Here is a 23,027-nt window from a genome sequence, read left to right as displayed (position 1 = left end):
CTGGCGCGCTTACCATCGAACCAGAATTTACAGCCCACCCGCACCCCATGTGACAGTTGGGGTGCGGAATGTGGGTTAGATGCGCCTAGGCCGATCCAAAAAAATGCGATCGCCTGCAGAATCTCTCGAAAGAAATCAAAAGCGCGATCGCATTCCCAAAACTCATTACCAATTATCAATGACCTAATTCCAACGCTTCTTGCGCTGTCGCTGGCTTGCCACCGCCTCCACCAGTCCCAGGCCGAGAAAATTACTCAGCAGCGACGCATTCCCGTAACTCAGGAAAGGCAGCGGAATGCCCGTAACCGGAGCCAAGCCAATGTTCATCCCAATATTTACGAACACCTGAAAAATCAACATTGACAGTACGCCGATCGCCAGCAAAGAACCAAAATTATCGTTAGCAGTTTGAGCGATCGTCACCAACCGGAAACAAATTAACCAGAACACAAAGAGCACGCAAATGCAGCCAATAAAGCCCAATTCTTCGCCAATAGCTGAAAAGATAAAGTCCGTATGCTGTTCGGGAATAAAGTTAAGCTGAGTTTGCGTTCCGTGAAACAAACCTCTGCCTTTGAGTTCCCCAGCCCCAATCGCAATCCGAGATTGAATCAAGTGATATCCGCTGCCTAAAGGGTCTTTCTCGGGGTTTAAAAACCCTGTCAGACGCATTTTTTGATAATCCTGGAGCACATTCCAAAAAATATGTCCGACGTGTCCAGAAACAACGTTCACCAACACAGCACCGAAAGTCCCCAACCAGGGCCAAGGTAGCGATCGCCAAGCGATAATACCCGCAATAACTACCCAGGCTATCCAAATCGGCGTAGAGAGGTTATTGAGGAGAACTGAGATTAGAGGAGAGAATAGCAATATTAGCCAGCCGGGATTGACATTACCCCAGTAAAACATCCCCATTGTGATCGCGCCGAACACCAAGGAAGTACCTAAATTTGGTTCGGCAAAGATCAATCCCCAGGGTACAGCCATAATCGCCAGCATCCTCAACATATTACCCACCGTGGGGACAGTCTTGTCGTGCAGGAGAGCTGCTAAAGTGACAATCATGCCTACTTTGGCAAATTCTGACGGTTGCAGGTAGAAGCCGCCGATGTTGATCCACCGCTGGGCACCGAGCCCTGTAGTACCAATAAACCGCACTGCGATCAGCGACAAATTGATTAATATGTAAATCGGCCATTTCCACTCAAGCAGTATTTGGTAGCGGCAGCGGGAAATGATGATGGCGAGGAACAAACCGACTCCGCCAGTTACCCAGTGTCGCCACCAGTCGATCAGCCCCTGGTTAATTTCGACGCTGCGGATCATGATTCCGCCGAAGAGGGTGAGGGCGATGCAAGCGGCGAACAGCCAAGGGTCTGCTTCTTCCCAGGGTTTGAAGATTGATTTCCAGCGGTTTCTGACTTGTATTCTCTGCAACATGAGGATTTTAGATTTTAGATTTTAGATTTTAGATTATCGAGCCGATTTTCGGAAGTTGTGGATATATTTCGGATTCAGAGTCTGCACCTTACTTTAGAAGCGTCGGTGTGAGTACCTCACATTATTCGGGGAGTTGTAGGGATGTTCCGGGAACGGAAGAAGGAACGCTTGCGCCGGGTATCTGGGTATTCTATTTTTTTCTCTGCGCTTACTTAATTTAGTTTGCAATCGCACGTGGTCAGAAACCGGGTTTTTTGTCGAGAAGAGGCGTTACAACGCGCAGAAACCGCTAAAAACCCGGTTTCTTGGGTTTTGATTCGTAAGCCCTACAATCGTCAGGCCGGTTCGTAAAGGTATTCAAAACCGTTCCCATCTGGATCTCTGCCGTAGAAGGATGCCGTACCGTCGCGGTGTTCGTGGATGTGGGTGACGGAAACACCATCGGCTTTGAGTTGTTCGTAGGCGGATTCCATTTCGGTACGATCGTCAAATACAAACCCAAAATGCGGCCCTGCTTGGTCGTAACTCGGACTCAACAGCGCCAATCCGTCCTCTCCTGCTTTCAAATAAGCCCAGTCTGCATCTTTCCAGACTAACTCCATGCCCAAGTTTAGGTAGAACTCAGCAGATTTCTCTATGTCTTGCACGCAGACGGCTACGTGTCCCAATCGTTTTAGTTTCATATCTACAAAGTTTATGGTTGTTCTTTCGTTTATTGTATCTATTTTCTGATTTTTTGCTCGATTAATTAGGTATTTTTTGTATTTTTTTTGTGGTTGCTAACTGTACTTTTTCTACTTGTTTGCTAGCGTCCATTTCGCTGAACAGTTGAATGGCGCGCTCAAAATTTTCTTGACTTTTCTCGATGTTACCAAGTTTTTGTTCTGTTAGTGCTAGTTGATAGCAAGCTTCCGCTCGGTCTAATTTAGCGCTGGCTTGATCGAGTATTTCTATTGCCTCTGCATGGTGCTGCAGGGCTTGGTCAAATTCTCCCTGTTCTCGGTACAGTTCGGCGATACCGCTGAGAGCTTTGGCTTTGATGGTGCTGTAATGGTTTTGGTCGGTTTGGGCGATCGCTTGGCGGTACAAGCTCAAAGCTTTCTCTGTCTCTCCCAGGTTTTGATAGGTGGCGGCGAGAAAAACTAACTTGTATCCCGTACCCACCAACTGACTGTTTTCCCGATCGGCATACAGTTTTTCGGCGAGTTCCTTCGCCTCTTTTTTAGCTCCGACACAGGAATTGAGGAATGCTAACCCGACATCGATCGAATAGCTGTTAACGCCGATTTCGTCTCGTGAATTTTTCAGCTTGACAAATATCTCCCTAGCTGGTTCTAACTCCCACATTTCTATTTGACAAAAACCTATATTAATTGCAGCGTTAACTTTCCAAAATTCTAGATCAGCTTGTTTACCGTTGTCCGGTTCGCTACTTTTCGCTATAATTTGCAAAGATTTAGTGGCTTTTATTTCGGATATTTGATGGCATTCTATGGCTTGATTTATTTCGCCTAGTATCCGGTAACAAATTCCTAAAATACTGTATAGACCGCTCAAATAATAATCAGAAGTCACATTGTTGACGATGCGAGTAGTTGCAGAAATTATTGGCTGCAAGAAACCTAATTTGTAGAGCGCTTGACCGAGCTTGTAATCTTTGGCAAACTGGATATTTATTTTTTTGAGGATGACGCCCGCGGCCGGCTCGAAACAGCTAATTGCCACATAATGATAGTAAGCTTCAAAAGCTTTCAGCGCATCTTCTACAGTTTGAATAATCTCGACACTCTCTGTCCAGAACTCGGCTGCTTTGCGGTTGGCAGTCTCCCAGTCTCCGGGCGAGAGCCGATCGACCGCTTCTTCGCGAATTGCTGGATGCAGCCAGTATTCGCCCTTCTGAGACTCGACTAGCGATCGGTGCAACAGCGATTTAATGATTTGTCGGCGTCCGGCTTCGGGCACGTCCCACAGCAAACACAAAAGTCCGTCAGTAGGGACTGTCGGCACGTCTTGATAGCGGTAACAGCCCAAGCGACAGAGGAGTTGATAGGCTTCAGGATCGAGTTCCAGGAGGCGGTTAAATTGACTGGTGACTAAATTTTTTAAGTCAGTTTCAACGAGCGGATCTTCACTGTTTTCCAGCCAGTAAGCCGCCATATCTCCGTCAAAATCTTCTCGGATCGTGCCGCAGATAATGCCCATTGCTTTGGCATTACCGCCGTAAACTTTGTGCATTTCCTTGAGGGCGACATCATCTATATTGATGTTGCGGCAGCTAAAAAATTGCTGCCAAACTTCCACCTCTAATCCCGGAAGCAAGTAGTGTTCGACGGTGACATCAGAATCGCAAAGTCGATCGCGACTGGTAATCAGCGTTACCGACTGCACCGCTGCGTCAGCCAAAACTCGCAACAGTTCCACGTAAAGCCGGTGGGGTTCAATAAACTTACCTTGTCCGTCGAGTGCTGCTTCCAAATTGTCAATCAAGACTCCGACTTTGTGAGTCTGAAGCTGCCGCTTCAACCGCCCCAAGGTGACGCCAAAGTCTGGCCCGGGTTCTTCCTGAAAGTCTTGCTTGAGCCATTCTTCGATCGCACTTTCCAAGGCGGTGATATTCTCTGTCTCTTTTGCCATCAACAGTTCAATGGTTCGATCGAACCCTTGAGATTTGAGATACTGTCTGGCCAAAGTTGTTTTGCCGATACCGCCGGCACTTTGGATGACAATCACTTTTGCACCTTGGGCGACAAGAGTATTGAGATCTTCGATCGCCCCGAAGCGGCCTAAAAAATTCGGGTTTTCGATTTCCAAATCGGCATCAAGTCCGACAGATACTTGGGCCGGAACAGTTTGTCCCGACTGCGGTTCTAGTTTCGAGTAGCTGCGCCAATACCGCTCTACAACCGCTTGAAGGTTGTCTCTTTTGACTTTTTCGCCTTCTCCAAACAGCGCCGAAAGTCGCTTCCACAAATTAGAGGCCGCATCCTTAACAGTCCCTACTCCATACCCTTCACTATCTGCAACCTGTTGGTACGTCCTGCCTTGCACGCCTTGCCAAGCTTCGCGAAAGATCGCGCTGTCAAGGTTATCGAGAGATTTCAGGTTTCGAGCCACAAGTAACGAGTTGGTAAAATCCAGTGCACGATCGGCTTCCATTTAGTCACCAGGTTTAGCGTTACCCATCTGACACAACTTTAACAGACTTTTTCCGACTCGCTTACACGCTCAAACAGTGGACTTGTATAGACTTTTCCCGACTGACACGGCCGAGGTTGGCCGGGGATACTGTTGAGTGTGGAGGGGAAGTTGACAGACAAGCTTCTAACTTACACACAGAGGGAGTCGAGTTTATATTCAGGAGCAAGCAGCCATGTCTATTAACGATGTTGAAACAGCGATCGTAGATGAACCAATTCGCCCTCAAGAATGCGGCCGGGTTCGTTTCCAAAACAGTTGGTGGCCGGCGAAGTGCGATGGAGACATGACTTTTGAACCCGGTGAGGTGGTTCGCGTAGTCGGAATTGAAAATATTACTTTGATCGTTGCAGCGTCGTTTGCGATCAATTCTGGAAGTTAAGGGAAATCTACAATCGGGAGTAAGCAATCATGAATTTTGACAATTCCGAAAAAGCGATCGTGGATGAAGAAATTCGACCTAATGAGTCCGGTCGCGTTCGTTTCCAAAACAGTTGGTGGCCGGCGAAGTGCGATCTAGATCTGACTTTTGAGCCTGGTGACGTGGTGCGCGTAGTCGGAATTGACAATATTACTTTAATAGTTGAAGCGTCGTTATAAATCAATGGGTTAGGGAGTCGAGCTATATGTTTATAGCATCCCAACGTTCAGGCCAACCTAGAAGCAGGAGAAAGTAATCATGACTGTCAGCCATTTGGAAAGAGCGATCGTTGAAGAAGAAATTAAACCAAATCAGTGCGGCAGTGTGCGATTTCAAAGCAGTTGGTGGCCTGCCAAATGCGTTCGAGAAATAACTTTGCAACCCGGTGAAGTTGTTCGCGTCGTGAGACTGGAAAACATTACTCTGATAGTTGAAGCGTAGTTGGGAAGTAAGGAGTTAGCGAGTCGAGCTATAAGTTGCTCGCATCTCAAAGTTCCGGCAAACTTGGAATTAGGAGCCAAAAATCATGAGTATCAGCTATTTGGAAAAAGCGATTGTAGATGAAGAAATTCGGTCTGACAAATGCGGCTCCGTCCGCTTCCCAAGCAGTTGGTAGCCTGTTCCGGTGCGATAAAGGTATAACTTTTAAACCGGGGGATCTGGTTTATGTGGTGGGAATTGACATGATTACCTTGCTGCTGGAGGGTATGGCTTGAAAGGTGGGAATTTGCGATCGCGCTGCCATTTCGGCGGCTTTCTCTTCAAATATCTTCACAGGCGCGATCGCTCTTCTCTCCTCTATTGAGTTCGGTATTATAGCGTGAAACCTCAACAAAACCTTGCCGCCTGCCGTATTGCCGGCATTTTTTTGCGGGAAAAGCGCGATTGATATTAATGGCATCCGCTAGAAATTGTGGTAATCTGACAGCAATCCACTTTCATGCTCGATGGAGCCTTGTCCCGCTATGCGAATAAGTAAAAATTTACAAAAGTTTCTGCTTTTCACAATAGCGTTCTTTTTCGCAGTATCGCTGTTGATTAAAGTTACTAAATTTTACAATTATTTCGGCATCAACCGCGCCGATACCGAAGTGAAAGTTGTGGCTCTCACCTACGACGACGGGCCCTATCCTCCCTATACAAATCAGCTTTTAGATATCTTAGACCGCTATCAAGTTAAAGCAACTTTTTTTGAAATCGGCCGCAATATCGAGAAACACCCAGAAATCGTGAAAATGATTATCGCGAAGGGAGATGAGTTGGCAAACCATTCCTACTCTCACAAAGATATGATGTTTAAACCCCGGCAATTTTTGCTGTCTGAGATTGAAAAAACGGACAAACTTTTGCAGGAAGTTGGGGTTAAGCAAGACAGTATTAGTTTTCGGCCACCTTGGGGTAGGCGATTTGTAGTTTTGTCTTATTTGGTATCCCAAATGCACAAAAAACTGATTATGTGGGATGTGGATTCCCATGATTATGAAGAAACACTCACGGCGGAAGATATCGCAAATCGGGTGATTCACAATGTGCGATCGGGTTCGATTGTGGTGATGCACGACGGCGGGGGCGATCGCTCGAAAACCGTAGCAGCAACTGAGATGATTGTCAAGGATTTGCAGTCGAAAGGTTACGAATTTAAGACTGTTTCTGAGTTGTTGAAATAGCAGTAGGGTGCGTCAGCCACAATTATTTTCGCGACCAATCAACAATCTCATACTGACGCAGCAGGAAATAATATCAATTCCGGTTGCACTCCTCCGGAATTGTTGACTGTTGACTGTTAACTGTTGACGGGCGGGTCGAAAAACTGAATGGTTGAGTGTTAAATGTTGACTCGATTTTATTATTCCGATGCAACCGGAAACGATATAAATAGTGCGTCACAATTAGACTTTTCGTGCAGATTGAAAAATTAAAATCTGACGCACCTACCACAATCAATAACCCAGATAGTTTGCCACGTAAGTAGCAATTTTTATGCTGCCGCCCGATCGCCCCATTCTCTCTAAACCATTTTGAATGCAACTGGCTAAATATTTATCATCTTGCAAAGTGCGATCGACTGCCAAAGCAGCTTCCTTGATAATATCAAAATTCGCTGGTTGTGCGCCAATAACCTGCACTGAATCACCTAAAAGCCGATTTTGAGCCTCCGCAAATCTATAGGTAAACGCCGGGCCGTTTCCCGGTAATGCAATTACAGGTTTTCCCAAGCCCACAGCTTGTTCGACAGCAGTTCCCGTCATCCCAATGACTAAACTAGACTGCTGCAAAATATCGGCGAACGCATCGGCTGAACACATTACTTCGACTAATTTTTCTTCATAAAAAGACCGTTTGATTGCTGGAAAAATGAGCTTGCGCGATCGGTGTTGCCATCCAGAGCGCGCCGCAATATCATCTAATTCAGGCATCAAAGCCGGAACTAAAGCTGCCCGAAACTGCACTGGTAAAGTAGAGTTACTAGCAATTTCTTTGACCAATTCCAGCAGCAAAACGAGGTTGTCGGTGGCTTCTGGGAGGCGAGAACCGGGGAGAAGAGCGATCGTCCGAACTGCGGGTATTAACTGCAAATCTTTGCCCGTAGAATTGAGGTTGTCCATGACTGGATTGCCGACAAACTGAGCTTTCTTTAAACCCTGTCGGTTTAAGTCAGCAGCAGTCAAAGCATCTCTAGTAAAAACAGCCAGACATTTCTTTGAGGAAAGCAACTGCCACAAGATTAAACCCAAATCGACTCGCCCCTCGTAATAACTAGAATGGGCCGATAGAAAAATTATATAGGGGCGGTTGCTGGCATGGGCGATCGCCGCCGCGACAATATCCCCAGTCCCCACCACCAAATCGCAGTGGCGCGAATGCCTCCAAACAGCCTGCAATTGCTGCCAAGTCAAAGCAATTAGCCCGGCCCCAATATCTTTGAGGAAAAACAGGGGATTCATGTAAAAAACTCCCCCAGACGGCATTTGACTGGTGGGCCCAATAATTGGTACGGTCGATCGGCAGTAAGCAGCCCCGTCACCGACAATCGGCATCGCCGAAACATCAACATCCGCGCCAGATGCTCTCAAAGCTTTGAGAATTTGACAGTTAATCGTGTCTTCCCCGTGGCCGTTGCTGAGGAAAAGTATCCCCTTCGATTTCATATAATCAGAATACAATCAGAATCAGTGCCGAGCTTTTTTTAAAGACAGCCGTGCGATAGCTAAACTCGGGCGGGCTAACTTTTTGTTAGTCTAATTTAAATACATTGTGGAAGTGAAACAGCGTGAATATTGAAATTGGGCGGGGCAAAAGCGCTCGCAGAGCTTACGGCATAGATGAAATTGCGCTTGTACCCGGACAGCGCACCCTCGATCCGAGTTTGGCAGATACCAAGTGGCAGATTGGCGGGATCGATCGAGAAATCCCGATCATCGCCAGCGCAATGGACGGAGTAGTCGATGTCCGCATGGCCATTTTGCTGTCGGAATTGGGAGCACTGGGCGTGCTCAACCTAGAAGGAATTCAAACCCGCTATGCCGACCCCCAGCCAATATTAGAGCGCATCGCCAGTGTGGGGAACCACGAATTTGTTTCCCTGATGCAGCAACTCTATGCCGAACCCATCAAGCCAGAATTAATCGACCTCAGAATTAAAGAAATTAAAGCAGGAGGAGGGATTGCCGCCGTTAGCGGTACACCAGCCGGTGCGAGCAAATACGGCCGGGCGGTTGCTGAATCGGGAGCCGATATATTTTTTGTGCAAGCAACTGTAGTCTCGACAGCTTTTCTTTCCCCTGAGTCGATCGCATCTTTAGACTTAACTCAATTTTGTCAAGAGATGCCGATACCAGTAATTTTGGGCAACTGCGTCACCTACGAAGTCGCCCTAAATTTAATGAAAACGGGCGCTGCAGGCATTCTCGTGGGCATCGGGCCTGGGGCTGCTTGCACGTCTCGGGGCGTATTGGGTGTCGGCGTTCCTCAAGCCACAGCGGTAGCAGACTGCGCCGCCGCGCGAGACGACTACTATCGCGAAACTGGTAAATACGTGTCGGTGATTGCTGACGGCGGTTTAATTACCGGCGGCGATATCTGCAAGTGCATTGCCTGCGGCGCGGATGCAGTGATGATTGGTTCGCCCTTTGCCAGGGCCGCCGAAGCTCCCGGCAGGGGCTTTCACTGGGGGATGGCGACTCCCAGCCCGGTTTTGCCGCGCGGCACTCGCATTCGCGTGGGGACTACTGGCACTGTGGAGCAAATTTTGCGCGGGCCTGCGCTGCTAGATGACGGTACGCACAACTTGCTCGGAGCTCTGAAAACTAGCATGGGTACCTTGGGCGCTAAGGATCTTAAGGAAATGCAGCAAGTGGAAGTGGTAATTGCTCCTTCTCTGCTGACTGAGGGTAAAGTCTATCAAAAAGCTCAGCAGTTGGGCATGGGTAAGTAGATTTACTGATTGAATACCACCATACCTTGACAAAATTTGTTCAAGAGTCTCGAAATTTACAGAATATTGTGGAATTATCGAGAAGTAGGTGTCACAATATAAGAAGCGGAGACAAATGTTTCCGTTCACTCCTCACACCACACTCCGCCCGGACTACTGTTCGGGCGGTTCCTTTTTTACCCAAACCTTCGGTCTTATTTACTAGGTACAGAGCTGAGGCTGTTAGCTCCGGATTTTCAGGAAGAGCGGGGAGGGAGTGAGTGAGGGAATAGTTTTAAATTTTGAGCTAAAAGTATTTCTAATACTGCGTTCTACCCGATCGCCCTGTCCCTTTGGTCTTGCGCCCTCAACATCGAGCCGTTCAATCCGTTACATCGGTTGAATCGGTTACATCCGTTACAACATCTGTTGCCCAACTTCCTTCTCTTAAAATCGTTGACGCAAATGGTTACACTTTTTGCTAGACTTGTTATCCGAGAAATAGTATTTACAAGGATGGCTAGGGATGTCAGCAGCCGCGCAAGTAACCGACTCTACCTTTAAGCAGGAAGTGCTCGATAGCGAAGTTCCAGTTCTAGTGGATTTTTGGGCTCCCTGGTGCGGGCCCTGTCGGATGGTGGCACCCGTCGTAGACGAAATTGCTCAACAATATGAAGGGCAGGTCAAGGTAGTAAAAGTTAATACCGACGAGAATCCTAACGTGGCAAGCCAATACGGTATCCGCAGCATTCCGACGCTGATGATATTTAAGGGCGGTCAGCGGGTGGATATGGTCGTTGGGGCAGTTCCGAAAACTACTCTGGCCAACACTCTGGAAAAGTACATTTAACCCAACTGCGAGCGGTTTCGCGCTATTCTTTTTGGGCCGCGAAAACTAACTCGCTTCAGAACCGGGGCAAAGCTACTGGAAAAGTTATTAGTGGCCACCAGGGCAATTTGCTGGTCGCTATTAGCTTCTAAATTTAGCTTGCCCCTTAATTTTTAGTAGCGACAAATAGTTACCGTTTCGGAAAAATTCATGATTTCTTCTGGGTCTGGTCAAGGTTTTGAGTCCCTCCAAGCTGAATTGATCGATTTGATCGATCGCTTCCCAATGTTGAAGCACTCGGAGTGGATCGAACGATCGCTCTCTACTATAGTGCAAATGACCGGAGAGGATCTCGATCGCCTTGACTGGAAAATTATTGCGGCCTCCCTCCGAGATATGGAGAGCGCTTTTGAGCTGTTTTATCCTTACCGTCACGTTCGCAAAATTGTGATTTTTGGTTCGGCGAGGGTGTCACCGCAATCGGCAGAATATTTGATGGCCAGAGACTTTGCGCGGGCGATCGCCCAGCAGGGGTTTATGGTGATTACTGGCGGGGGCGGGGGAATCATGCAGGCGGGGAACGAGGGGGCGACTGCTGAACGTTCTTTTGGGCTGAACATTCAGTTACCTTTCGAGCAGGGTTCTAATCCTTTTATTGCGGGCGATCGCAAATTGCTCAATTTTAAATATTTTTTCACTCGCAAGTTATTTTTTCTCCGGGAGAGCGATGCTTTAGCTCTGTTTCCGGGCGGTTTCGGCACTCTGGACGAGGCTTTTGAGTGTCTGACTTTGATTCAAACTGGCAAGTTCGGGCCGGCTCCTGTGGTATTGATCGATCGACCGGGAGGAGATTATTGGCTTGATTGGAATTATTTTGTGCAAAAACAATTGCGCGGCCGGGGTTTGATTTCAGCCGACGATCGCAGCCTGTATACGATTACTGACGATATAAATGTCGCTTGCGAGGCGATCGGCAGTTTTTATTTGGTTTATCACTCCTGCCGCTACGTGCGCGAAAAATTGGTAATTCGCTTGAAAACAGAGCTTTCTGAGGAGAATGTCGATCGGCTAAATACTGATTTTAGCGATATTGTTGTCACCGGAAAGATTGAAAAAAGTCAAGCTTTGCCACCAGAAATAGGAGATGAAACTTTCGATCTGCCGCGCCTGACTTTGCATTTCAACCAGCGGGATTTAGGGCGGCTTTATCAGCTAATTGCTGCTATAAATCAAATGGGTGCAGCTTCGCCGGAAGCCACGCATCCAGAACAAAAGTAGTTATTAGTCATCAGTCATCGGTCATTTTTGATAGGGGTGAGGGCTGAGAGAATTTGTCCCAATTCTCTTTTGACAAAAGCGATGGATTAAGATAAATATTTGTAAAAAGTTAAGAAAAAAGCGTCCAATAGTAAAAGCAACTCTTGTCAATATTCGATCGCGTTGTTTGGGAAAAAAACAGCAAAATGCTAGACCTGCTGCTAATTAGCGCTTTGGGATTTCTCGGCAGTTTCGGTCACTGTGCCGGGATGTGCGGCCCGCTGACAATGGCGTTTTCTCTTTCTAATTCCCGCAACGATAAATTAGGTGCTTTCCGCTTTCATTTGCTGCTAAATTTGGGGAGAATTACTGCTTACGCTTTGGTTGGTGCTGCAATTGGCGGATTGGGTTCGGTGTTAATTGCTGGGGGACTTTTGGCAGGTACGGGTAGCGCATTGCGGCGGGCGATCGCACTTCTAACGGGCACGATGCTGATTTGGTTTGGAGTAGTGCAAATTAAACCGGGTTTGTTGCCCGGATTGCCGCTGCTGCACCCCATGTCGCACGATCGAGTCGGACAAACAATGAGCAAGCTTTCGGCGCAAAAAAACTGGTGGGTGCCGATTGGTTTGGGTTTGCTTTGGGGTTTGATTCCCTGCGGTTTCCTCTACGCGGCGCAGATTAAGGCGGCGGAAACGGGAAACCCGGTTTTGGGTGCGGCGACAATGCTGGCTTTTGGACTCGGCACACTGCCAACTATGCTGGGAGTGAGTTTTTTTGCTGGCAGATTGAGCGCGGACAAGCGCAGTCAACTGTTTCGGGCGGGTGGTTGGGTGACGGTGGCGATCGGAATTCTTACCTTGCTGCGAACCGATGAAATGGTCGATTTTACGGGTCACGCAGCGCTGCTGTGTTTGATGCTAGCACTGTTGGCGCGTCCGGTTAGCAAGTTTTTGCCGCAACTGCTGCGCTACCGCCGCGCCTTGGGTGTGGCCGCGTTTGTCTTAGCAGTCGCCCACACGTTTCATATGCTGGATCATACGCTGCAATGGAATTTTGATGCTGTGTCTTTCATGTTGCCGCAGCACCAGTTGGGAATGGTGGCTGGGATAACGGCGCTGCTGTTGATGTTGCCGGCGGCGGTTACAAGTGTCGATCGTATTCAAAATTATTTAGGCAAACTGTGGCGAATGCTTCATCTGTTAAGCCTTCCAGCTTTCTTGCTGTGCGCTGTACACGCGGCACTCATCGGTTCGCACTATCTCGGGGGTTTTGAATGGAAGTTGCACAATCAACTGCTGACAGCCGTGTTAGCGGTAGTTACGGTGTTAGTTATGTTTGTGCGATCGCGCTTATTTTGGTCAGTTTTATCACTAGAAAATTTCTATGTTTCCCCTGTCAAACAAAAGTAAAAGTTTGGGATTGTTAGTTTTTTTGGGATTGCTAGTTGAAGCAGCAACTCCCAGTGCGCCGCAGTTAAACTCGATTTCAGTTTTGGCGCACGAAGTCGAAGTCTCCGGAGATGTAGCCGCTACCTTTCACCTAGAACCGAACCACAACCCCCGCGCCGGACAGCCTGCGAGAGTTTGGTTTGCGCTGACTCGCAGGGGCGGTCAAATTATTCCGTTAGAGCAGTGTAATTGCAAGTTAGGCGTTTATACCAAAGGTTATAAACAGGGGGATAAACTGCTGATGCAACCGCCTTTAAAAGCAATCTCTGCGGAGCGTTACAAAGGCATTCCGGGAGCTGATATTGTGTTTCCCAAGGCTGGAATTTACGAACTTGAATTGAGCGGAACAGCCAAAAATAAAGCTAATTTTAAACCCTTTAAACTGACTTATACAGTCACGGTTCGCTAATATAATCTTTCCATCACCGAACATAAATCTTGTAGGGGCGGGTTCACCGACAATAAATGCCTAAAACCCACAATCTCATAAACCCGCCCCCACCAACGGCAAATCATAATCTACCTATTTTGACATACAAGAAAATACAACCGAAATCTGTATAAAACCTTAAAAGTTGCGAACTCTACAAAATGTCACAAATTTTCACACTACATTATAACCAGTGTCCATTATGGAATTTGTGCAAGCTAACCTATCTTAAACTGAGCAAAGAATATAACGATGGATATCTTATCTAACACCGTGGCGCTATCGCGGATGCAATTTGCGCTAACCGCCATATTCCATATGCTGTGGCCAGTTCTGACTACTGGAATGGGGATTTATCTGGTAATTGTTGAAGGAATGTGGCTAAAAACTCGCAATCCCGACTACTACCACCACGCTCGTTTTTGGTCTAAACTCTACCTCCTCAACTTCGGAATTGGAGTAGCTTCAGGAATTCCGATGGAATTTCAGTTTGGCACGAATTGGGCACCATTTTCTGAAGCTGTTGGTGACTTCTTTGGCAGCATTTTGGGCTTTGAAGCTTCAATGGCATTTATGCTAGAAGCCGGCTTTTTAGGAATTATGCTGTTTGGTTGGGAGCGCGTTCACCCGATCGTCCATTATTTCGCTACAATCATGGTAGCCTTCGGCGCTAACCTATCCACAGTGTGGATTTTAGTCGCTAACTCTTGGCTGCAAACTCCTGCGGGTGGAGAAATGGTCAATGGCAAGTTTATTGTCAGCGATTACTTTCAAGCAATTATGAACCCGTTCGCATTAAACAGCATTCTTCATATGTTTTTTGCAACGTTAGAAACTTCGCTGTTTGTCATTGGGGGAATTAGCGCTTGGTACATTCTTAATAAGCGCAACCAAGCCTTTTTTTCCAAGTCTTTAAAAATTGCCATAGCGACAGCAATCGCCGTTGCACCTTTGCAGATATACATCGGACATTTAAGTGCCGAACAAGTTTATCACTATCAACCCACTAAATTAGCAGCAATCGAAGCTAAGTGGGAAACTTCAGCAGCGGGAGAGTCCGCTGATTGGACTTTGCTAGCTTTGCCTAATGAAAAAGCCCAAAAAAATGACTGGGAAATTAGCATTCCCAATGGCTTAGGATACGTTCTGGAATTCAAACAAAAACTCTCTGAACCCGTACTCGGATTGAAGGAATGGAAGCCAGAAGATAGACCCCGCATGGTGGGTTTAATCTACTATTGTTTCCGCATCATGTCCGGCATTGGATTCTTCTTTGTAGGACTGATGCTGTTCAGTATAATTCAGTGGATGCGAGGCAAACTTTCTGCTGAAAATATTAGCAGTCAACCTTGGCTGATGCGCGCTTGGGTATTAGCTGCTCCCCTGGGATATATTGCTGTAGAATCTGGTTGGATTGTCCGCTGTGTCGGCCGACAACCTTGGGCTTTATACGGGCAAATTCGCACTGCTGACGCGGTGTCAAACATCCCGGCCAGCAATGTTTTAACTTCTCTCAGTTTCTTTGCCGTTGTTTACAGCTTTTTGTTTGTTTGTGCCTTGTATTTTGGCAGCCGAATTATCCGCCAAGGGCCTAATTTAAGTCTGCCTGTGCCAGGTTTAGACAATGAACCTGCCATCGAAAGTCAACCCGCAGAACACATTCCCGATCAACGTCCCGTAGAAGCACAACAATAGGAGATTTTATGCAAGCTTTGGAGCATTTTCTCCCGCAAGTTTGGTTCGTGATTTTAGGTATTTTTCTCTTGCTTTACGTCATGCTAGACGGTTTTGACTTGGGAGTCGGAATCTTGTCTCTGACTGCTGATGACGAGGAACGCAGGGGCATTTTAATGACAAGTTTGGGTAATGTTTGGGACGCTAACGAAACTTGGCTGGTGTTGATGGGAGGCGCTCTGTTTGGCGCATTTCCCCTCGCTTACGGCACGATTTTAACGGCGCTGTACATACCGATTTGCATGATGCTTTTTGGTTTGATATTTCGGGCTGTCGCCTTTGAGTTTCGCGAGCATTCTAATCGCAAGTTATTCTGGAATTATGCTTTTGGTGCTGGCAGTTTTTTAGCAGCTTTAGCTCAAGGATTTGCCCTCGGTGCGGTGCTCGAAGGCATTGCGGTTGATGAAGCTGGTCACTTTGTGGGTACTACTTGGGATTGGCTGGACTGGCGATCGATCTTGGTTGCTTTGACGCTGATTCAAGGGTATGTTTTGATCGGTTCAACCTATCTAATTATGAAAACAGAGGGCGAACTGCAAAGAAATCACTATCGCACTGCTAAAATTGCGGCGGTGACGACTTTAATCGGAGCCGTTTTAATTACGATAGCCACTCCGATTTTTTACGAAAGTGCTAGAGCCAGGTTGTTTGAGAAACCGCTAGTTTATGTCTTTGCCGCGATTCCTTTGTTGGGAGTGCTGTTGGTGGGACTGCTGCTGAAAAGTCTCGCCAACAAAGAAGAACGCACGCCCTTTGTCTGGACAATTCTAATTTTTTTGCTCAGTTTTATCGGCTTGGGGTTGATTGTTTTTCCCTATATTATTCCCTCGCAAATCACGATTTACCAAGCCGCAGCTTCGCCCAGCGCCCTGGTATTTATGATTGTGTTCATGGGCGTTCTGCTCCCGATTATGATTTTTTACAACATTTACAATTATGTTGTGTTTCGGGGTAAGGTGGTCGGGAGCCACTACGGGGAATAAAGAATAATAAAACCGCAGATTTAAGCCAATATACGCAGATAAGCTCAACTCTATATCCGGGTTTATCTACGTATATTTGCGGTTAAAAATTACAAATTATGGTTTGTTGATACATCACAACTTACGCAACCATACTATACATAACATAGCCCAAATAGGGCGGACTAGGGAAAGAAACTCGTTTAGGATTAGCGATCGCACGTCATGCGATTTGAAATTTGAGATTTTAGATTTTAGGTTGCTCGCCTCCTGAGGCTGCAAAGGAATGAGTCCAGGGGGTTGCGATCAGTATGGGGAGCTTTTTTCAAAGGTACACGGATGAATCCGGCGGTTTGTGACCAAGTTGATTTCGGTCAAATAATAATTGATAAACATGGGGAAAAATTACAGTTAATTCTGTCCCTAGCGAGGGTGCAGAGTTTGCGATCGGTATCTTTGTCACATAATAAAATACAATGGAATAGAAGGTTTTAATTTAACTGTTCTATAAACGAGTTATGGATACGATCGCCAATTTGTCAGGTTATGAGATTACAGAGCAACTTTATGTAGGTACACGTACCCTAGTCTATCGAGGCATCCGTACCCGTGACCAATACCCAGTCGTCATCAAACTGCTGCGAAACGAATACCCCCCCTTCAACGAGCTCGTCCAGTTTCGCAACCAATATACCATTGCCAAAAATCTAGATTTCCCTCACATCGTCAAACCGCTGACGCTGGAAGTATACCAGAATAGCTATGGCCTAGTAATGGAGGATTTTGGCGGAGTCTCCCTACCTACTTATCTCCAAACAGCAACAACTGAAACCCAACCATCTAAAGCTTTACCTTTAGCAGAATTTCTCCAACTTGCCATACAACTAACAGACATTATCCACTATCTCTACCAAAACCGAGTCATTCACAAAGATATTAAACCCGCTAATATTCTCATTAATCCAGATACCCAACAAATTCAACTAATTGACTTTAGTATTGCTTCCCTGCTACCACGAGAAACTCAAGAGATCCAGAATCCCAATATCTTAGAAGGAACATTAGCCTATCTCTCCCCAGAACAAACCGGACGGATGAATCGAGGTATTGACTATCGTAGTGACTTTTATTCCCTGGGTGTGACATTTTATGAATTCTTGACAGGACAGTTGCCATTTATCTCGGATGATCCGATGAAATTGGTGCATTGTCATCTCGCCAAACAGCCAATACCGATCCATCAAATTAATCCAGAAATCCCCTTGATTTTCTCGCAAATTGTCAGTAAGCTGATGGCAAAAAATGCCGAAAAACGCTATCAAAGTGCATTCGGACTCAAGCACGATTTAGAGATTTGTTTAGTTCAGTTACAAGAAACAGGCCAGATAGAATCTTTTGAACTCGGAAAGCGAGATATTAGCGATCGCTTTACTATCCCCGAAAAGCTCTACGGTAGAGAAAAAGAAGTTGATAAACTATTAGCTGCCTTTGAGCGAGTCAGCCTGGGAGCAACAGAAATGATGCTAGTAGCAGGCTTTTCGGGAATTGGGAAAACCGCCGTTGTCAATGAAGTTCATAAACCCATTGTCCGTCAGCGCGGTTATTTTATCAAAGGCAAATACGATCAATTTCAACGCAACATTCCCTTCAGTGCCTTTGTCCAAGCCTTCCGCGACTTAATGGGTCAATTACTATCAGAATCGGATATCCAACTGCAAACATGGAAAACCCAGATTTTAGCAGCAGTGGGAGACAACGGACAAGTCTTGATTGATGTGATTCCTGAGTTAGAGGGCATAATTGGCGATCAACTTCCTGCAACAGAATTGTCAGGAAGTGCCGCCCAAAATCGCTTTAATCTGCTCATGCAGAAATTTGTGCAAGTTTTCACGAGCAAAGAACATCCTTTAGTGATGTTTTTGGATGACTTGCAATGGGCGGATTCAGCCTCCCTAAATTTGCTACAATTATTGATGAAGGATACAGGATATTTATTAGTATTGGGGGCCTATCGAGATAATGAAGTTTCGCCCGTGCATCCATTTATCTTAACAGTGGATGAGATAGTTAAAACTGGGGCAATAGTGAAGACGATTACTTTGCAACCATTAAGCGAAACCGATATGAATTTGTTGGTGGCGGATACGCTGAATAGCGAATCATCCCTTGCCCAACCTTTGACAAAATTAGTTTATCAAAAAACTCAGGGAAATCCTTTCTTTGCCACTCAGTTTCTCAAGGCATTACATGACGAGCAGTTAATTAGCTTTAATTGGGAGATTCGGCATTGGCAGTGTGATCTTTCCCAAGTCAAAGCCTTAGCGATCACTGATGATGTCGTTGAATTCATGGCTTGGCAATTGCAGAAGTTGCTGCCAGAAACTCAGGATGTTCTCAAATTAGCTGCGTGTATAGGCTCGCAGTTTGATTTGAATACGTTAGTAATTGTCAGTGAGAAATCTGCTGGAATGACGGCTACGGCTTTATGGAAAGCATTGCAGGAAGGTTTGGTGATTCCAACGACCAAAATCTATAAGTTCTTTACGGAATCGGATAGTGATGAAGTTTTCAAGTCTTCAGCTAATCCAACTTATCGATTTTTACACGATCGCGTCCAGCAAGCCGCATATTCGCTAATTCCCGATTCACAGAAAAAAGCAACGCACCTCAAAATAGGACAGTTACTCCAGCAAAATTGCGCCGAAATAGAGCAAGAGGAAAAACTGTTTGATATTGTCGGGCATTTGAATCGAGGAATTGAGTTAATCACCGAAAGTAGCGAACGAGAAGCCTTAGCTAAACTGAACTTGGCAGCCGGTTGTAAAGCCAGAAATTCTACCGCCTACACGGCAGCCAGAGTTTATCTACAAGTGGGGGTTGACCTACTGAGGGCCAACTGCTGGCAAAGCCAGTATGAATTAACCCTAAAACTCTATGTTGCTGCTGCTGAAGTCGCGTATTTGAATGCTGACTTTGATGGCATGGAACAGATGGCAGCACAAGTGTTAGAGAATGCACAGACAATCTTAGACAAAATTAAAATTTACGAAATTCAAATCGTCGCACAGACAGCACAAAGCAAGACGTTAGAAGCGATTGCAGTAGCAAGAGATGCACTTTGGCAATTGGGGGTTGAACTCCCCACCGAAGCTGACGAAGCCTTGATTGGTAAAGCGCTACAGAGCCTGGCGGGTCAACTCAGGGGCAGAAAAATTGAGGAACTAATCGATTTGCCTGTGATGAGCGATCCTCAGACTCAGGCAGCTATGCCCATATTGGCAATGTTATTTGCACCCATTCTCCAAGGAATTCCAGGCTTAGTGCCCCTCCTGAGCTCCACGATGGTAAGTTTATCACTCCAATTTGGGAATGCACCCGCATCAACAGTGGGCTATGCGATTCACGGACTTGTATTAAGTGCCTTTTTGGGAGAGGCAAAAATGGGCTATAGCTTTGGTAAATTAGCCCTCTCATTGCTCGATCGGGTCAATGCACGAGAATTTAAGTGCATTACTCATAATATGTTTGGCGCATTTATTCAGCATCATCAAAATGCTATGAGGGCAGGGATACCAACCCTGAAAGAGGGCTTTATAGCTGGCATGGAAACGGGCGATTTTCTTAACGCTGGCTACAACATAGCTACTTACAGCTACCTCAACTTTTACGGTGGGGTAGAACTGGATACTTGGGAACCGGAACTTGCAGTCTACAGTGCTACCTTGGCTCAGGTGAAGCAATATTCGGCTCGGACTTATTTGCATATGGAGTGGCAGATGTTGCAGAACTTGAGGGAAGTTCGTACTCTGTCGGATTGCTTAATCGGCGAAGCCTATGATGAAACGGTAATGATTCCTAAGCACTATCAGGATCGTGAATTCAGTGCGATCGCCCTTATCTACGTTTACAAACTACTGCTTGCCTATTCCTTTGGTAATTATCCGGCTGCTCTAAACTACATTGGCCAAGTCAATCCGTATTTGATGGCATTATCGGGATTGGTTCATGTTCCCATTTTCCATTTCTATGCAGCCCTGACGCACCTGGCACTTTTACCCACACACCCAAAAACCGAGCAATCTTCCATTCTTGCCTCTGTAGAAATCCATCAAACGACTTTGCACCAGTGGGCGCAAAATGCTCCCATGAATCATCTGCATAAATGGTATTTGGTTGAAGCAGAACGGCAGCGGGTTTTGGGCAATAGAGCAGATGCACTTGAAATGTACGATCGCGCCATCCAACTAGCTCAAGAAAATAAATTCATCAACGAAGAAGCCCTCGCCAACGAACTAGCAGCTAAATTCTACTTGAAATGGGGCAAAGAAAAAGTAGCTAAAGCCTACATGATTGAAGCGTATTATTGTTATGCCCGATGGGGAGCTCAAGCCAAAATTGACGATTTGGAAAAACGTTATCCTCGCCTCCTCGGTATTATCCTTCAGCAACCTCAATCCTTTAGTTCCTTTAGGGAAACGATCGCCCGGGGAACGATTACTTCTACTCACTCTTCTAGCAGCAACTCTGAATTTCTAGATTTACCTACTCTGATCAACGCCTCTCAAGCCATTTCTGGCGAGATTGAACTAGATAAACTCCTGACTACTCTTTTAAAAATAGCGATCGCGAATGCGGGGGCAACTAAGTGTGTCTTATTGCTCAAACAAAAACAGTATTTACAGGTAGTGGCTCTTTTAGAAGAGGGACATGAACCTGAGCTATTACCATCAATACCGCTAGAATCGAGTCAGGATGTAGCAATTAGTTTGGTTAACACGGTCAAGCGTAGTTTGAAACCTTTGGTAATAGTCGATGCTAGGGTAAGTTTCGAGGTTGCGAGCGATCGCTATATTGAACAGCACCAGCCGATCAGTGTTCTGTGTATTCCAATTCTTAATCAAGGGCAGTTGATAGGCGTTTTATACCTGGAAAATAACCTGACCGTAGGGGCGTTTACTAGCGATCGCATAGAAGTGCTAAATTTGCTGGCTTCTCAAGCTGCTATTTCCTTAGAAAATGCCCGTTTGTATCAAGAATCTCAACAAGCATTTACCGATCTCAAACAAGCACAAATAAAAATAGTTCAAAGCGAAAAGATGTCAGCCTTGGGAAACTTAGTTGCTGGGGTTGCTCACGAAATTAATAATCCGGTTGGTTTTCTGGTTGGTAATATTCAACCCGCCTTAGATCACATCAAAGATTTGTTTGGACTGCTCGATTTGTATGAACAAAAATATCCGCAACTCGATCCAGAAATTCAAGAGGAAATCGAGAACATCGATCTGGAATACATCCGGGAAGATTTACCGAAATTAGTAGGTTCGATGCGGGAAGGCGTGAAGCGGATTCGGGATATTAGTACCAGTCTACGAACCTTCTCCCGTGCGGATACTAACTATCCCATAGCTTGCAATATTCACGATGGCATGGATAGCACCATTATGATCCTGAAACATCGCCTCAAGGGTAACGATACTCGTCCAGAAATCAAAGTGATTAAGGAATACGGTAATTTGCCACAAGTGGAGTGTTATGCCGGACAGTTGAATCAAGTATTTATGAATTTGTTAGGTAATGCGATCGATGCTTTGGATGAATCCAATCAAGGACGACTTTACGCAGAAATTGCCAATAAAATTACCATTAAAACCGAAGTGGGGGGGGAAAAAAAACAAGCCATTATTCGCATTAAAGATAACGGTGTAGGCATGAGTGAGGCAGTGCAAGAGAAGATTTTTGAGGATTTATTTACTACTAAGGGAGTAGGGAAAGGCACAGGATTGGGTTTGGCGATCGCACGGCAGATTATAGTTGAGAAACACGGCGGTACAATCGAGGTAAATTCTGTATTGAGAGAAGGGACGGAGTTTATAATTTTCTTGCCGATGAAAGGATAAGAATATCTTGATAGATGGCAATCTTTTTATTCAAAAGTGAAAAAGAATAAAAGCGGTAGAGTCGGTCTGCTGGGGATATCCCAGTTCTATACTCGTCAGACTCGACAAATAAAAGTGTATAATTAGTTACAAGAGTCAATGTCTGAGATGGAGTAATCCAGATGAATGCAGTAGTGGATTTAACGAACCGAGTTTCAGGATATCATCTGGGTGAGCAATTATACTGCGGTTCGAGAACCCTAGTTTATCGAGCCATTCGAGAAACAGACCAGGTTCCAGTTGTCATTAAACTATTAAATCGAGACTATCCCAGCTTCAGCGAACTGCTGCAATTCCGCAACCAGTATACTATAGCCAAAAATCTACCTCTGCCTGGAGTCGTTAAACCCTACAATTTAGAGTCCTATCGCCACAGCTATGCCTTAGTAATGGAGGATTTTGGCGGTATTTCTCTGCGAGACTACGCCCAAGAAACCTCGCTGACTCTAGCAGAAATATTGGAAATAGCCATTCAAATAACTGACATTTTAAACGGACTGTACCGAAACAGAGTCATTCACAAAGATATTAAGCCAGCTAACGTCCTAATACATCCGGAAACCAAACAAATTAAACTCATAGACTTTAGCATCGCCTCCCTACTGCCGAGAGAAACCCAAGAAATTCAAAATCCCAACGTTTTAGAAGGAACCCTCGCCTATATTTCTCCCGAACAAACTGGACGAATGAACCGAGGCATAGACTACCGCACCGACTTTTATTCTCTGGGGGTCACTTTTTACGAACTACTGACAGGAAAACTGCCATTTGAATGTGACGACCCCATGGAGTTGGTTCACTGCCATATTGCCAAACAACCTGCTGCAATAAACAGCAAAGAAATCCCGCAGGTAGTGTCGGATATTGTCATGAAGCTGATGGCAAAAAATGCCGAAAAACGCTATCAAAGTGCCTTGGGATTGAAACATGACTTAGAAAAGTGTTTGCACCAGTG

At 45.8% G+C, this 23,027-nt stretch carries 18 protein-coding genes; 13 read left to right on the top strand and 5 right to left on the bottom strand.

The window, feature by feature from the left end:
- Positions 1–183 precede the first annotated feature (183 nt).
- From rodA to QT994_RS24870, 3 genes are all read right to left on the bottom strand, one after another.
- A complete protein-coding gene (rodA, locus tag QT994_RS24880; RefSeq protein ID WP_333044083.1) occupies positions 184–1,443 on the bottom strand; it encodes a rod shape-determining protein RodA in 1,260 nt (419 codons plus the stop codon).
- Positions 1,444–1,778: 335 nt separating this feature from the next.
- Positions 1,779–2,126, bottom strand: a complete 348-nt coding sequence (locus tag QT994_RS24875; protein WP_333044084.1) for a VOC family protein — start codon at positions 2,124–2,126, stop codon at positions 1,779–1,781.
- 61 nt (positions 2,127–2,187) lie between these two features.
- Complete coding sequence (locus tag QT994_RS24870) at positions 2,188–4,599, bottom strand: tetratricopeptide repeat protein (protein ID WP_333179339.1); 2,412 nt, start codon at positions 4,597–4,599, stop codon at positions 2,188–2,190.
- A gap of 214 nt (positions 4,600–4,813) precedes the next feature.
- Here QT994_RS24870 and QT994_RS24865 point away from each other — a divergent pair, with 214 nt between their 5' ends.
- The 3 genes from QT994_RS24865 to QT994_RS24855 all read left to right on the top strand — a co-directional run bounded on the left by QT994_RS24865 (position 4,814) and on the right by QT994_RS24855 (position 5,500).
- Complete coding sequence (locus tag QT994_RS24865) at positions 4,814–5,020, top strand: NfeD family protein (RefSeq protein ID WP_333044086.1); 207 nt, start codon at positions 4,814–4,816, stop codon at positions 5,018–5,020.
- 29 nt (positions 5,021–5,049) lie between these two features.
- Positions 5,050–5,238, top strand: a complete 189-nt coding sequence (locus tag QT994_RS24860) for an NfeD family protein (RefSeq protein ID WP_333044087.1) — start codon at positions 5,050–5,052, stop codon at positions 5,236–5,238.
- A 79-nt stretch (positions 5,239–5,317) separates the two neighbouring features.
- Complete coding sequence (locus QT994_RS24855) at positions 5,318–5,500, top strand: NfeD family protein (protein WP_333044088.1); 183 nt, start codon at positions 5,318–5,320, stop codon at positions 5,498–5,500.
- Positions 5,501–5,723: 223 nt separating this feature from the next.
- Here the strand turns inward: QT994_RS24855 and QT994_RS24850 are convergent, their stop codons facing one another.
- On the bottom strand, positions 5,724–5,960 hold the full coding sequence (locus QT994_RS24850; RefSeq protein WP_333179337.1) for a hypothetical protein: 237 nt from the start codon (positions 5,958–5,960) through the stop codon (positions 5,724–5,726).
- Between the two features lie 133 nt (positions 5,961–6,093).
- Between QT994_RS24850 and QT994_RS24845 the strand changes: the two genes are divergently transcribed.
- Positions 6,094–6,726, top strand: coding sequence for a polysaccharide deacetylase family protein (locus QT994_RS24845; RefSeq protein WP_333179334.1), 633 nt, complete (start codon positions 6,094–6,096; stop codon positions 6,724–6,726).
- A gap of 273 nt (positions 6,727–6,999) precedes the next feature.
- On the opposite strand, the gene QT994_RS24840 is transcribed toward QT994_RS24845, so the two are convergent.
- Positions 7,000–8,208 (bottom strand): lipid-A-disaccharide synthase-related protein, encoded by a 1,209-nt coding sequence (locus QT994_RS24840; RefSeq protein WP_333179332.1) that lies wholly within the window; start codon positions 8,206–8,208, stop codon positions 7,000–7,002.
- A gap of 122 nt (positions 8,209–8,330) precedes the next feature.
- On the opposite strand from QT994_RS24840, the gene QT994_RS24835 reads away from it, so the two are divergent.
- The 9 genes from QT994_RS24835 to QT994_RS24795 all read left to right on the top strand — a co-directional run.
- Positions 8,331–9,494 carry a GuaB3 family IMP dehydrogenase-related protein gene (locus tag QT994_RS24835; RefSeq protein ID WP_333044092.1) on the top strand — a complete coding sequence of 388 codons (1,164 nt, stop codon included), beginning with the start codon at positions 8,331–8,333 and terminating at the stop codon, positions 9,492–9,494.
- Positions 9,495–9,999: 505 nt separating this feature from the next.
- Positions 10,000–10,323, top strand: a complete 324-nt coding sequence (gene trxA, locus QT994_RS24830; RefSeq protein ID WP_006631199.1) for a thioredoxin — start codon at positions 10,000–10,002, stop codon at positions 10,321–10,323.
- 189 nt (positions 10,324–10,512) lie between these two features.
- Positions 10,513–11,580, top strand: a complete 1,068-nt coding sequence (locus QT994_RS24825; RefSeq protein WP_333044093.1) for an LOG family protein — start codon at positions 10,513–10,515, stop codon at positions 11,578–11,580.
- Positions 11,581–11,765: 185 nt separating this feature from the next.
- A complete protein-coding gene (locus QT994_RS24820; RefSeq protein ID WP_333179330.1) occupies positions 11,766–12,971 on the top strand; it encodes an urease accessory protein UreH domain-containing protein in 1,206 nt (401 codons plus the stop codon).
- On the top strand, positions 12,946–13,419 hold the full coding sequence (locus QT994_RS24815) for a hypothetical protein (RefSeq protein WP_333179328.1): 474 nt from the start codon (positions 12,946–12,948) through the stop codon (positions 13,417–13,419). Before QT994_RS24820 ends, QT994_RS24815 begins: the two co-directional genes overlap by 26 nt.
- 273 nt (positions 13,420–13,692) lie before the next feature.
- Positions 13,693–15,135 (top strand): cytochrome ubiquinol oxidase subunit I, encoded by a 1,443-nt coding sequence (locus QT994_RS24810; protein WP_333179325.1) that lies wholly within the window; start codon positions 13,693–13,695, stop codon positions 15,133–15,135.
- Positions 15,136–15,143: 8 nt separating this feature from the next.
- Positions 15,144–16,157 (top strand): cytochrome d ubiquinol oxidase subunit II, encoded by a 1,014-nt coding sequence (gene cydB, locus QT994_RS24805; protein WP_333179322.1) that lies wholly within the window; start codon positions 15,144–15,146, stop codon positions 16,155–16,157.
- A 497-nt stretch (positions 16,158–16,654) separates the two neighbouring features.
- Entirely contained in the window at positions 16,655–22,033 is a 5,379-nt protein-coding gene (locus tag QT994_RS24800; RefSeq protein WP_333179320.1) for an AAA family ATPase, read from the top strand.
- A 161-nt stretch (positions 22,034–22,194) separates the two neighbouring features.
- On the top strand, positions 22,195–23,027 hold an 833-nt coding region (locus tag QT994_RS24795; RefSeq protein WP_333179317.1), incomplete at its 3' end, for a serine/threonine-protein kinase.

This window comes from Microcoleus sp. S13_B4 (assembly GCF_036700885.1).
In the GTDB taxonomy this organism is placed as follows: Bacteria; Cyanobacteriota; Cyanobacteriia; order Cyanobacteriales; family Microcoleaceae; genus Microcoleus.
The sequence above is the reverse complement of the archived record's forward strand: the minus strand, read 5'-3'. Positions and strand labels throughout refer to the sequence as shown.

Bases quoted from the DNA above. Each gene is read 5' to 3' on its own strand.
- QT994_RS24850 (WP_333179337.1), bottom strand. From the start codon at position 5,960: ATGCCATTAATATCAATCGCGCTTTTCCCGCAAAAAAATGCCGGCAAT.
- QT994_RS24810 (WP_333179325.1), top strand. From the start codon at position 13,693: ATGGATATCTTATCTAACACCGTGGCGCTATCGCGGATGCAATTTGCG.
- QT994_RS24840 (WP_333179332.1), bottom strand. From the start codon at position 8,208: ATGAAATCGAAGGGGATACTTTTCCTCAGCAACGGCCACGGGGAAGAC.
- QT994_RS24825 (WP_333044093.1), top strand. From the start codon at position 10,513: ATGATTTCTTCTGGGTCTGGTCAAGGTTTTGAGTCCCTCCAAGCTGAA.
- QT994_RS24865 (WP_333044086.1), top strand. From the start codon at position 4,814: ATGTCTATTAACGATGTTGAAACAGCGATCGTAGATGAACCAATTCGC.
- QT994_RS24855 (WP_333044088.1), top strand. From the start codon at position 5,318: ATGACTGTCAGCCATTTGGAAAGAGCGATCGTTGAAGAAGAAATTAAA.
- trxA (WP_006631199.1), top strand. From the start codon at position 10,000: ATGTCAGCAGCCGCGCAAGTAACCGACTCTACCTTTAAGCAGGAAGTG.
- QT994_RS24800 (WP_333179320.1), top strand. From the start codon at position 16,655: ATGGATACGATCGCCAATTTGTCAGGTTATGAGATTACAGAGCAACTT.
- QT994_RS24820 (WP_333179330.1), top strand. From the start codon at position 11,766: ATGCTAGACCTGCTGCTAATTAGCGCTTTGGGATTTCTCGGCAGTTTC.
- rodA (WP_333044083.1), bottom strand. From the start codon at position 1,443: ATGTTGCAGAGAATACAAGTCAGAAACCGCTGGAAATCAATCTTCAAA.
- QT994_RS24875 (WP_333044084.1), bottom strand. From the start codon at position 2,126: ATGAAACTAAAACGATTGGGACACGTAGCCGTCTGCGTGCAAGACATA.
- QT994_RS24815 (WP_333179328.1), top strand. From the start codon at position 12,946: ATGTTTCCCCTGTCAAACAAAAGTAAAAGTTTGGGATTGTTAGTTTTT.
- QT994_RS24860 (WP_333044087.1), top strand. From the start codon at position 5,050: ATGAATTTTGACAATTCCGAAAAAGCGATCGTGGATGAAGAAATTCGA.
- cydB (WP_333179322.1), top strand. From the start codon at position 15,144: ATGCAAGCTTTGGAGCATTTTCTCCCGCAAGTTTGGTTCGTGATTTTA.
- QT994_RS24870 (WP_333179339.1), bottom strand. From the start codon at position 4,599: ATGGAAGCCGATCGTGCACTGGATTTTACCAACTCGTTACTTGTGGCT.